Origin of the sequence: Niallia sp. M35 (assembly GCF_050971705.1) — a bacterium.
GTDB lineage: Bacteria > Bacillota > Bacilli > Bacillales > Cytobacillaceae > Niallia > Niallia circulans_A.
Window position 1 is genome coordinate 264,344 of sequence record NZ_JBPCEP010000005.1, and the last position, 11,788, is coordinate 276,131.

Sequence of the window (11,788 nt, forward strand, 5' to 3'; positions counted from 1 at the left end):
ACTTTTCCCAGCTTATCCCATTCTAATCCAATACCGTAAATCTTCTATTTTGGACAAAAAGGAAGAAGAGATGAGACGATCTCTTCTTCAATTTGTTATTAATTCATGTTCTTAATTAATTCATCACCGAACTCGGAACATTTCACTTCTGTAGCACCATCCATTAGACGAGCAAAGTCATATGTAACAACTTTGGAAGCAATTGTTTTTTCCACGGATTGAATCACTAATTGTGCAGCTTCAGTCCAGCCTAAATGTTCAAGCAATAGAACACCTGAAAGAATAACAGAAGATGGGTTTACTTTATCTAAACCAGCATATTTAGGAGCCGTTCCGTGTGTAGCTTCAAAAATAGCATGGCCAGTTTCGTAATTTATGTTTGCTCCAGGAGCAATACCGATTCCACCCACTTGTGCTGCTAAAGCATCAGAAATATAATCTCCGTTTAGATTCATTGTCGCAACTACATCAAATTCTTTTGGACGAGTAAGAATTTGTTGTAAGAAAATATCAGCAATAGAATCTTTAATAATGATTTTACCTTCTGCTTCCGCTTGAGATTGAGCTTTATTTGCTGCATCAGAACCTTGTTCTTCTTTAATGCGATCATACTGGGCCCATGTAAATACTTTATCTCCAAATTCTTGTTCTGCTAATTCATAACCCCAGTTCTTAAATGCGCCTTCTGTATATTTCATAATGTTTCCTTTATGTACTAGAGTTACCGATTTACGACCTTCTTTAATCGCATAATTAATCGCAGCTCTTACTAAACGACTTGTTCCTTCTTCTGATATCGGCTTAATTCCAATTCCAGATGTTTCAGGGAATCTAATTTTATTAACTCCCATCTCTTGTTGTAAAAAGTTAATTAATTTTGAAGCAGCCTCTGAACCCTTCTCATATTCAATTCCTGCATAAATATCTTCAGTATTTTCACGGAAGATAACCATATCTGTATCTTGAGGTCTTTTAACAGGAGAAGGAACTCCTTCAAACCATCTCACTGGACGTAAACAAACAAAAAGATCCAATTCTTGGCGCAGGGCAACGTTTAAAGAACGAATACCACCGCCAACTGGTGTAGTTAATGGCCCTTTTATAGCAATTAAATACTCTCTAATTACATCCAATGTTTCAGAAGGTAACCATTCTCCAGTTTCATTAAATGCTTTTTCACCAGCTAGTACTTCTTTCCAAACAATTTTCTTTTCCCCATTGTATGCTTTTTCAACAGCTGCATCTAACACTCTTGATGATGCTGCCCATATATCTGGTCCAATTCCATCTCCCTCAATATAAGGAACAATCGGATTTGCTGGTACATTTAATACTCCATCTACTACTGTAATTTTTTCTCCTTGCATGTTTCTATCCCTCCGTAAAAAATAGTTTCCTTTTCCAATGTAATAACATTCATTGGAAAAAGAATGAAATAAATTTATTATAACAAGCTTTTATAAGCTAATTATATTTACTATTCTGACGAATAAAAAAAAGGAAAACGCCAATACGCAAAGTAAATTAACCCATCATTAAGTATATATTATTCTATTACTCTATGGGAAATTATATCCTTTTTTATCGCTCTTGAACTGGAATATATTCCAAGCGCTCTGGCCCAATATAATCTGCTCTAGGTCGAATCAGGCGATTATTATCATACTGCTCCAGAATGTGAGCCAGCCAGCCAGAAACTCTGCTCACCGCAAAAATCGGGGTGAATAAGTCATGGTCAATACCTAAACTATGATAAACAGAAGCTGAAAAGAAATCTACGTTTGGCACTAAATTTTTCTCTTCTTTTAACAATGTCTCAATCTTTACACTCATATCATATAATTCAGGTTCACCCGTCAATTGTGTTAATTTTCTTGCCATTTCCTTTAGATGTTTGGCACGAGGATCTCCCTTTCGATAAACTCGATGGCCAAATCCCATTATTTTTTCTTTGTTTGCCATCTTTTCTCGAATATATGGCTCGACATTATCAATGCTTCCGATTTCTTTCAGCATTTTCATTACTGCTTCGTTTGCGCCGCCATGCAAAGGTCCTTTTAACGCCCCAATAGCTGAAGTAATACCAGAATATACATCAGACAAAGTAGCTACACACACTCTTGCAGTAAATGTAGACGCATTTAATTCATGATCAGCATGAAGCACAAGTGCTTTATTAAAGGCTTCAATAGCAATCGCTTCTGGTTCTTTTCCGTTAAGCATATAAAGGAAATTAGCAGCAAATCCTAAATCTTTTCTTGGAGAAATTGGATCTAGCCCTTTTCTTAATCTTGAAAAAGCTGTTACGATAGTTGGAATTTTTGCTTGAAGTCTTACAGCTTTTAAATAGTTTGCTTCAGTATCCATAGCATCTGCTTGTTCATCATATGCTCCTAGCAAAGACACAGTTGAACGAAGTACTGCCATTGGATGCACTTTATTTAATGGCATGAGCTTCATTTGTTCAATCAAAGAGACAGGTAATTCAGCATTATCTGCCAATTCTTGTTTTAGCATTGCCAGTTCCGTATCAGTTGGCAACTTTTGATGCCATAATAAAAATACTACTTCTTCAAAACTGGAATGCTCTGCTAACACATCAATATCATAACCCACATAAGCAAGTGAATCATCTATAATGGAACTAATAGAAGATGTTGTAGCAATAATCCCCTCAAGCCCTTTTGTAACAGCCATACATATCTCTCCTTTACACCTTTTCTTTTAGTTAGTACAACCCATTCAAACTCCCAGTATTGTCCCTGTCGTAGTTACCAATATTGTGAAAATCTGTAAAACAAAACGATGGAATTCACCTTAAATAAATGTTTACTATTTTGTTAGATTAACTGAATATGTACCAAAAAATCAATTAATAATATAATCCGGATTTATTTTATAAAAAGATGGGGGAGTTTTTTCAAAAAAAATTAAAGTGAGCATCATCTATTTGAAAATGCTTACATTTTCAAATAAAAAAATAAACTATTTGGTACGTTATAGATGAGATAAAATGTAACTACACATTCATTATAAACAAAAAACTTCAAAATGTCTCATATTTTATACTTAAAAACTGTAGATATAGTAAAAAAATTTTTTTCTGATTCTCCTTTACACTATATTTCTTTCCTTTAAAAATTATACCATAAATTCCTTTATCCTGTCTTATATCTTAAACGGTAAATTAGAGCAAGAGAGCGGATTAGGTTATCCACTCTACTACTTTAATGGCTGCATACGCTATTCCAGCGCCAATTAATGGGCCTACTGCCACCCCATTGAAAACCGATACAGACAAAATGGTTCCTAGAACAAGTGCTGTTGTAATTTCTGGAGAATCAGCTAATAAACTAACTCCTCCTTTTGCGAGCAGAGCAACCATAATTCCAGAAATCAAAGCTATCCATGCATACGGTGATTTAAAGGTAGCGGTAAGATCTTTAAAACCAATATCTCCAGTGGCTATCGGAACAAGAACAGCTATCGTAATAATCGTTACGCCCCAATTAATACCTTTAGATTGAATCAATGAAAATAACTTACTATCTACCCCAATTAATTTCAATACTAATAAGAAAACAACTGCGATAATCAAGGAATTGTTCTTAGCTATAAGAGCAATTGCTAACAGCAAATATAAAAATAAATATGGCTGGCTAAATAAAAACATAACTAACTCTCCTTTTCGAAAGCCATTGACTAAAAAATTCTCTCTTCTATATTTAAATTAATAAGCAGGAATTTCGATTAAAAAAGCATAAGTATAGAAAATATAAATAAAAAAGGAATATATATAATCTATATCTAGTTCCTAATCACTAATGGTCCATTTTCTATTATACTAAAAACGGGAGGATTGACATTGAATTTAACTTATCTTAACCGAACCATTCGGTTTATCATAGTGATAGCAGCTACTATCCTATTATTTGTTAGCTTTTTTTATTTATCCAAAGTAACTTATCCTTTTATTATTGGATTTCTGATTGCTTTTTTAATGAATCCACTCGTTAATTTTCTACAATTTAAATGCAAATTACCAAGGGCTTTTGCTGTTGTTTTAAGTATTTTACTCATTTTATCCATTTTTGCTGGTTTGGTTTCTTTACTAATTGCTGAAATTGTAGCAGGAGCTGCCTATCTTGGAGAAGTCGTTCCCAAACATATAGACATCATTATTCGATACATAGAAGATTTGTTTGCAGCGCAAATTATTCCATTATATAATAAAATTTCTCAAACGTTCAATAATCTCGGTACAGGTCAACAAGATACCATTATGACAAATATAGATAAAGTGGGCGAACAAGTTGGAACGGTAATGGGAGATTTTTTACAATCTTTCTTTCTTAATATCCCTATTTTCCTGTCCTGGTTTCCAAATGCAGCAAGCGTCCTCATTTTTTCTCTCTTAGCCACTTTTTTTATCAGCAAGGACTGGGCGCGATTATCATTAAAATTTGGGAAGTTCTTTCCTTCCAAGTGGTTAAATAGCGGTAAAACAGTATTCTTTGAATTAAAAAAGGCTTTGTTTGGATTTTTAAAAGCCCAATTAACGCTTGTTTCTATTACGACAGTCATTATTTTAATTGGCTTGTTAATTCTTCGAGTGGATTATGCTATTACTATCGCACTGTTAACTGGAATTGTAGATATTATCCCCTATCTCGGTACAGGGTTAATCTTTGTTCCATGGATTATTTACGAAATTATTACAGGGCAGATTGTATTGGCGATTGGATTGTCCGTGCTATATATCATCGTTTTAGTTCAAAGACAAATCATGGAGCCAAAAATCCTTTCATCCAATATCGGACTTGATCCTTTAGCTACTTTAATTGCTTTGTTTGTTGGGTTTAAGCTTTTTGGTTTCATCGGTCTCATCATTGGTCCAGTTTCACTCGTTATCGTTACTTCCTTACATCGAGCTAAGGTTTTTCATGATATATGGAGGTTTATTAAAGGAGATAGTGAAATACCCAAATAAAAGTTACATAAAAAAAAGCTGGAACATTAGCATTCCAACCAAAATATATACCCGGACAATTATACGGAGAAGCTAATCCAAGTTTCGTATAATTGTTCGGTTTTTTATTCATTAAAAAAGAAGGTTTGTGGTAAGCAGCCGCAGACTGAATATTCTTCACTTCCATGGGACTACATCTAATCCGCTTTGTTTTCCCCCAGCTTTTGTAAACTTAGTATGTTATTCATTTAATATGGACCTCTAATAGCATTTTTGACCTTTTTCTCATAAAATGCTCTCAATCTCTGTAATTCCTCATTATTAAATGGTTTTTCCACTAATGCTTTTAAATTCTCATTGATTTGCTGACGATTTTTAAAACCAGGAATAACACAAGAAATACCTGGCTGATCCAATATCCAGCGTAACGCTGCCGCCGCCATTGATTGACGATTTTCTCCAATCCAAGCAAGATCCTCTGCTAATTCAACGCCTTTTTCAAATCCAAGTCCAGCAAATGTTTCTCCTACATTAAAAGCTTCCCCATTCTCATTAAATTTGCGATGATCATCTTCCGCAAAAATATGCTCTTTTGTAAATTTTCCAGTAAGCAATCCGCTTGCCAAAGGAAGTCGCACAAGAATGCCAACACCCTTTCTCGCTGCTTCAGGAATCAATAACTCTAATGGCTTTTGGCGAAAAATATTAAAAATTATTTGCAGAGCCTTAACGTTAGGATTCTGCAAACATATAAGTCCTTCTTCCACTGTTTCGACACTTACTCCATAATGGCGAATTTTACCTTCCTCTTGTAAGTTATCAAGCACTTCAAAAACTCGGCCATCTTTTAAAATTTCTATTGGTGGACAATGGATTTGATATAAATCGATTGTTTCTCTATTTAATCGCTTCAAACTATTTTCACAGTACTGACGTATCCTTTCCTCCGAATAGTTCTCATTTGCGAAAATATCGCCACCCCGACAAAACTTAGTGGCTATATGAATTTGATTCTCTTTCCCCTTCGTTGCCTTAGCAAGAAGCTCTTCGCTATGTCCATCTCCATACACATCGGCCGTATCAAAAAAATTCACGCCTTTGTCCATCGCCATATGTAAGGATTTTAATGCCTCTGTATCATCAACCTTTCCCCATGAACCACCAATAGCCCATGTACCGAAACTGACTTCACTGGTTTTTAGACCGGTACCCCCTAAATTTCTGTAATTCATTTCCATTAGCACCTCCGCCAGCTATGATATTTTTGATTGAATGGCCACCATAAAAAAGAAGCAAGAATTTTCTCAAGTAAATTATCCTTTTTCCTCTATATAGATAACCCTATTCTATAGGAATTATATCAATTATATATAAGTTTGTATATTAAATAAACGAACTAACTTTATCAATCCACTCTGTTTGGTTAATAGATAAACTGTAGTATAATTAATCAATTGGAAGAGAAAGACCTTTCTGAAAGTAATTATATTCATATGAATTTCAGAAATAGATAAGAGGGGATTGCGAAAAGGATGCATATTACTTGGAATCAGCAGTTAGTAAAAAAAGAAAATAAATCTCTTTGTTTAAATTTAATTAAGAACAATGCGCCTATTTCTCGGGCGGATATTGCCCAGCAGACAGGATTAACAAAAGGGACTGTTTCCTCCTTAGTATCAGAGCTTATTAATGAACAATTGATCTATGAATCAGGGCATGGTGAATCTAGTGGAGGAAGGCGACCTGTTATGCTTCTATTTAATGAGAAGGCCGGTTATTCCATTGGTATTGACTTAGGCGTTAACTATCTATTAGGAATTTTAACTGATTTGCAGGGGAATATCATATACCGTATAAATGAAAAATATGTTAATTTATCTTATGAAGATACACTACAAATAATAAAAAAGATTATTACTTTGTTAATAGACACTGCTCCTAACTCTGTTTATGGAGTAATTGGCATAGGGATTGGGGCACCAGGGATTACAAATATGGACGGTGACATTCTCTTCGCTCCAAACTTAGATTGGAATAATGTTTCACTAAAAAGCCATCTGGAAGAAGAATTCCATCTTCCTGTATTAGTTGAAAATGAAGCAAATGCCGGGGCCTATGGAGAAAAAAAATTCGGAGTAGGTCAGACCTATCAAAATTTAATCTATGTAAGTGCTGCTATTGGAATCGGCGCTGGAATTATCATTAATGGAGAACTGTATAAAGGAAACCTCGGATATTCTGGAGAAATCGGCCATATGATAATTCAAAAGGATGGATTAGAATGCCGCTGTGGCAATAAAGGCTGCTGGGAACTCTACGCTTCCGAACAATATTTACTCAACAAGGCTGTCGAATTAAAGCTAGGTATAAAAGGTCAGGTTTATTTGAATGATTTGATTGAGCTTGCCGACCAAGGAAATACGCAAGCTATCCATTTATTCAATGAAGTTGGCAATCATCTAGGTGCTGGAATTATTAATATTATTCATATCTTCAATCCAGAGCAAATCATAATCGGCAATCGACTTACCTTAGCTAAAAAATGGATAGAGCCACAAGTGAAAAAAATAATAGACAATTATACTTTGCCCTTTCACCAATCACAACTTGCTATCCATTTTTCTGATATTAATTTTGCTTCCTCTGCATTAGGTGCTGCTGCTTTTTCAACCGAGAATTTTTTAAAATTTATGCTTCATCCAGAATAATAATTTCTCTTTAGATTTAGATAAAGTTTAAATATATTAGGTTTTTACCACTTAAAGCAAACTAAAAACGTATAAACAATTAGCATCATAACGTCTTACGCCAGTTCTAATCAGCGTATTCCAAACCAATCCAACCATATGTAGGGTGAAAAAGTCCATCTGCTGCTAAGGAAGCCTTTGCATTTGTAGCAATTAATCCATTTGATTGAAGGGATTTCTCTACAAATGCCGCTTCATCTATTTTGTACCTTCGATAATCTTTTGAATCTTTATCTGATAAATTATCCAAACGGAATATAAAAAATACATTTAATCCCAACAAGGTGCTGCATGGTGAAATTTTCCGGGAAATATTATTTTTGATAACATGTTCTATCTTTTTTCCTATCTAAAAAATGATAGGTTTACCAAAGTGAATATTTAACTATTTATAGGATAATAGTGAGGATTCACCTCCACCCTAATACTAACGGGACTAAATACTCTATAAATCTACAATTCACTTAAGGATCAGTGGAAGATCTCATTTTGATTGCCCGTCACTAGCTAGAATAACTAATCCTTTCTTATCAGGGAGTATTTTTAAACACCTGAGTACGCCATAAATCCGCCATCAACTGGCACACTAATCCCTGTAACAAAACCACTTGTTTCTTCATTCACTAGCCATAATAATGTCCCCAATAAGTCCTCTGGTTTTCCTAATCTTTTTACTGGTGTATGGGCTAATATTTTCTTCGTCCGCTCTGTATAAGTCCCATCTGAATTTTTTAGCAGTCCTTCATTTTGTTTTGTTAAGAAAAAGCCTGGAGCAATTGCATTAACCCTAATTCCTGTTTCAGCCATATGAACAGCCAACCATTTTGTAAGATTCTCTATACCAGCTTTAGCTGCGCTGTAAGCAGGTACTTTCGTCATTGGACTTGGGGCGCTCATAGAGGATATATTTATAATGGTTCCACTTTTTCCAACCATTTGTTTTGAAAATATTTGAGTAGGAATTAAAGTACCGATTATATTCAAATTAAATACAAAGGAAAATCCCTCCATTGTTAAATCAAAAAAACTAGTAATTCCTTCTTTATCAAGATCTTCTAATCGCAGAATTTCTTCTGAAGTAATACCTTTTGGATGATTTCCTCCAGCCCCATTAATAAGAATGTCACAGTTTCCAAAAGTATCTAAGACTATTTTTTCCGCTTCCTTCACACTGTTTACATCAACAACATCACATGCTATAGCAATAGCCATGCCACCTTCGTTATTAATTTCCTCTGCTACCTTTTGCGCTTTTTCATATGTACGATTCAAAATGGCTACCTTTACTCCTTGTCTGCCTAACTCTTTCGCCATGCAGCCACAAAGTACGCCTCCACCTCCAGTAATAACTGCTACTTTTCCGGATAAATTCTTCATTAAGGGTAACATTTTGTCTTCCTCCTCATTTTTTCTCATAACCTCTAAACTACTTCTCTTTCCATCTATATGTGTCCTTCCAAATTAAAATTTCTTTTAAATGAAATGAAGAGATTATAAACTATTTTTTTATATAGAGTCATTTCTTAGTACTTCTCCTTTCATTTATGAACCTTGCAAAGGTGGTGCATCATATTTTTCACTTATATTGTTAGAAGGAGATTTTTTCAAAAAATTACGATCTATATGTTTAAGCAGCTCTCTAGAATTAAACACCATTATCCATGCAAGCAAACTAGCAATGAAAACAATTAAGAAATCATTAGTGATTACTGTTGCAACAGCAGTAAAAAAGAGAATCAATATATTACCTATTGTTTCTTTCCATTTTATGAATAGATAATACGCAGACAACTTTATTAAATCCCTTATTCGAAAAGTATATTTTGCATTAATTATTAACATATTTATACTAAGCATTGTCCAAATAAGCGTAAGTGCAAGCACAACAATAAAAATGATTTGATTAACTGGTGTTATGGTTATTTGAAGGTATTGTAAGTCGATGAATAAGACAAAGAATACAGCTAAGATTATTATCCACAGAAAAAATGTGCCTTTTAAATTCGATCGATATCCATAGAAAAAGTCAGTTGTTGGTGATAGCTCTTTCGTTCTTACTAATTTCTCCATCGAATAAAGCAGTCCAGATATAGCAGGTCCAGACGGTATTAAGGCAAGAGCATAGATGAGAATATTTGAAAACGATGGTGTTAATGTCATGAAGAAAAAAATAAAGATAAGATTTGTTACGACAAAATAGATATTCGTTAGTAAAACCCAATACACATAATTACAAAATGTATATAAAACTCCTTGCCCAAACTCTCTTTGCTGCTTCATCCTTGTCACCTTCTTTCAGAATATAATAATATTACCAGCAGTGTGTGTTTCTTTTTTCCCCACTGCTGGTTAGCCTCACATAACAGTACAGTTAGGACTAGTTTAGGTTAGTTCTTCTTACCCTTCATCAGGATGGCTAGGAATGAACTTATCCATTTTATTTATTTGTTATTTTTCTTGTATTCTTGATACGTCTGATTTGCTGTATCCACATATTGCTCTAATCCTTGACTTTGTAATTCTTTTACAAAAGCATCAAACTCACTTAAATCACGTGTTCCCAAAATGAATTTTAATGTATTTTGATTCGTATAGTCTTTTAAAGGTGTACTTTGTAATGTTGCTTTTTCTCTGTCTTCAATTGAATATGGAATTAACGGATCAGTTGGAATTGGCGTTTTTACTGCTTTCATATCATTTTGGAACTTAATCTCTTCTTCACTCATCATCGAATGAAGTAAATCGGTTGTTCCTCCATAGGAAAAAACTCCACCAGAGAATCCATAGTCAACCCGTAAATCCTTTGTTCCATTTGGATTTAATCCATTGTAATTAATATCTTCCATTAATTTTCTTACTCCATCTTCCCTCGTGAATGTTGTTCCTTCTACCCCCCATTTAGTGAATTCTTGTCCTTCATCACTGTAATATAACCAGTCAATAAACTGAAGAATTGCTTCAAAGTTTTCACTTTCTTTAATTTTGGAGGTAATCATTACACCATTTTCTAATCTAGACCCTGACATTAATTGACCAGCAGGACCGCCGGGAACCGTGATTTTGGAAATAGAATATTTCCCTTTTCCTAACGTTTTATCCATATCAACTCGATGCAAGTTGATTGTTTGAGAATTTCCATTTATAATAAATGATTTTCCTGTTACAAATTTCTGTACCGCTTGATCATCGCTTTGTGTAAAGCTCTCTTCATCTAACAGCCCTTCTTCTACTAATTTATGGAAGTAAGTGAGCATTTCTTTATAGTTATTGGTTGTTGCTGCATACACAAATTCATCAGCATCTTGATCATAAGATAATCCGTTTCCAAATCCCCAACCTGCTTTCGTTCCAAAACTTGTTGCAGCAATATTTAATGTACTGTTAAATGTAAAACGATCAGAGAAAGGAATAGAATCTGGATAGATTTCTTTTAATTTCTTCATTGCTGTATATAGTTCATCCCAAGTTGTTGGAATAGCAATATTATTTTCTTCAAAAATATCAGTTCTTACAATTAACGTATAATCTGGCCAAACCTCTTCATGTAAACCTGGCAGGACATAGAACTTCCCATCATTTTGTCGTAATGTATCTAATTCTGGACCCATATCCCATTTTTCAATTTTTTCTTTGAAGTGAGGCATTTTATCAATGTAATCGCTTACCGGAAGTGCCGCCCCTGATGCCACGAAGGCAGCTTCCTCTCCTGGATAGGTTTTTGGAATAACGATTGGGGCTTCTCCTGAACTAATTAACAAACTTCTCTTTTGCGTATAATCACTCAATGGTACAATTGTCGGCTTCAAGGTAACATTCGTAATTTCTTTTATCTTATCCCATAATAGCCAGTCTTTTTTATATGGATATGTCGGCTGATCCATATATAAAATAGATAAATCAAATGGCTCTGTTGCTTTAAAGGTGTCACCTGCGCTATATGATTCCATTGCCCCTTTTGTTGCTACTTCTACTTCCTTACTTGCTGAATCATTCTTTGAACAAGCAACAGCAATCATTACGAATACTATTAGACCTAGAAATAACCCAACCTTTTTCCAACTTTCTTTCATGG

10 protein-coding genes are annotated in these 11,788 nt (G+C 34.3%); 2 read left to right on the top strand and 8 right to left on the bottom strand.

Features of this window, described 5'->3' with window-relative positions:
• Positions 1 to 98 precede the first annotated feature (98 nt).
• The 3 genes from icd to NiCM35_RS08790 all read right to left on the bottom strand — a co-directional run bounded on the left by icd (position 99) and on the right by NiCM35_RS08790 (position 3,673).
• Positions 99 to 1,367, bottom strand: a complete 1,269-nt coding sequence (gene icd / locus NiCM35_RS08780; protein ID WP_095331426.1) for an NADP-dependent isocitrate dehydrogenase — start codon at positions 1,365 to 1,367, stop codon at positions 99 to 101.
• 214 nt (positions 1,368 to 1,581) lie between these two features.
• Positions 1,582 to 2,697: a citrate synthase gene (gene citZ, locus NiCM35_RS08785; RefSeq protein WP_095331424.1), complete on the bottom strand. Its 1,116-nt coding sequence runs from the start codon at positions 2,695 to 2,697 to the stop codon at positions 1,582 to 1,584.
• 508 nt (positions 2,698 to 3,205) lie between these two features.
• Positions 3,206 to 3,673, bottom strand: a complete 468-nt coding sequence (locus tag NiCM35_RS08790) for a DUF441 domain-containing protein (RefSeq protein ID WP_095331422.1) — start codon at positions 3,671 to 3,673, stop codon at positions 3,206 to 3,208.
• A gap of 192 nt (positions 3,674 to 3,865) precedes the next feature.
• On the opposite strand from NiCM35_RS08790, the gene ytvI reads away from it, so the two are divergent.
• Positions 3,866 to 4,990, top strand: coding sequence for a sporulation integral membrane protein YtvI (gene ytvI, locus NiCM35_RS08795; protein WP_095331420.1), 1,125 nt, complete (start codon positions 3,866 to 3,868; stop codon positions 4,988 to 4,990).
• A 227-nt stretch (positions 4,991 to 5,217) separates the two neighbouring features.
• Here the strand turns inward: ytvI and NiCM35_RS08800 are convergent, their stop codons facing one another.
• A complete protein-coding gene (locus NiCM35_RS08800; RefSeq protein WP_433779242.1) occupies positions 5,218 to 6,201 on the bottom strand; it encodes an aldo/keto reductase in 984 nt (327 codons plus the stop codon).
• 300 nt (positions 6,202 to 6,501) lie between these two features.
• Between NiCM35_RS08800 and NiCM35_RS08805 the strand changes: the two genes are divergently transcribed.
• Positions 6,502 to 7,677, top strand: coding sequence for an ROK family transcriptional regulator (locus NiCM35_RS08805; protein WP_123258077.1), 1,176 nt, complete (start codon positions 6,502 to 6,504; stop codon positions 7,675 to 7,677).
• 106 nt (positions 7,678 to 7,783) lie between these two features.
• On the opposite strand, the gene NiCM35_RS08810 is transcribed toward NiCM35_RS08805, so the two are convergent.
• The 4 genes from NiCM35_RS08810 to NiCM35_RS08825 all read right to left on the bottom strand — a co-directional run bounded on the left by NiCM35_RS08810 (position 7,784) and on the right by NiCM35_RS08825 (position 11,786).
• Positions 7,784 to 7,996, bottom strand: coding sequence for a hypothetical protein (locus tag NiCM35_RS08810; RefSeq protein ID WP_123258078.1), 213 nt, complete (start codon positions 7,994 to 7,996; stop codon positions 7,784 to 7,786).
• A gap of 263 nt (positions 7,997 to 8,259) precedes the next feature.
• Positions 8,260 to 9,105, bottom strand: a complete 846-nt coding sequence (locus tag NiCM35_RS08815) for an SDR family oxidoreductase (protein WP_095332345.1) — start codon at positions 9,103 to 9,105, stop codon at positions 8,260 to 8,262.
• Positions 9,106 to 9,258: 153 nt separating this feature from the next.
• Entirely contained in the window at positions 9,259 to 9,996 is a 738-nt protein-coding gene (locus NiCM35_RS08820) for a DUF624 domain-containing protein (RefSeq protein ID WP_123258079.1), read from the bottom strand.
• A 161-nt stretch (positions 9,997 to 10,157) separates the two neighbouring features.
• Complete coding sequence (locus tag NiCM35_RS08825; RefSeq protein WP_095332349.1) at positions 10,158 to 11,786, bottom strand: ABC transporter substrate-binding protein; 1,629 nt, start codon at positions 11,784 to 11,786, stop codon at positions 10,158 to 10,160.
• Between the last annotated feature and the right edge of the window lie 2 nt (positions 11,787 to 11,788).